The 392-nt window shown below is 63.3% G+C and carries 1 protein-coding gene and 1 pseudogene; both read left to right on the top strand.

The genetic code is table 11. The features are described from left to right. Positions 1 to 200 (top strand): annotated as a pseudogene (locus ACZ92H_RS29520) (ShlB/FhaC/HecB family hemolysin secretion/activation protein); the annotation flags it as partial. A 31-nt stretch (positions 201 to 231) separates the two neighbouring features. Continuing rightward, on the top strand, positions 232 to 392 hold a 161-nt coding region (locus ACZ92H_RS29515; protein ID WP_465051982.1), incomplete at its 3' end, for an ESPR domain-containing protein.

Below are 392 nucleotides of genomic sequence, written 5' to 3'. Positions count from 1 at the left end.
CCGTCAAGCTGAACCGCGATGCCTGGAGCGCGGGCGAGAACCGCCGCACCCTGAGCGGCGCCGGCGTGGGCGTGACGTGGACGGGCGCCAATGCGCTGGTGCTGAAAGCGTACTACGCGCACAAGCTGGGCAATGCCAAGGCGACGTCGGAACCGGACAAGGCCGGACGTTTCTGGCTGCAGGCCGTGAAGTATTTCTAAAAAATAAGTTAACACAAATCAGGACACAGTCATGAACCGCATCTACCGCTCCATCTGGAACCAGGCCACGGGCGCTTACGCCGCCGTTTCCGAAAACGTCAAATCCGCCGGCAAGCGTTCGCTGCCGGGCAGCAGCGGGGGCGGGGCGCACTTTGCCCTGACCAGCATGGCGGCGGCATTGATGCTCGGCTA

This window comes from Janthinobacterium foliorum (genome assembly GCF_978021625.1).
The sequence above is the reverse complement of the archived record's forward strand: the minus strand, read 5'-3'. Positions and strand labels throughout refer to the sequence as shown.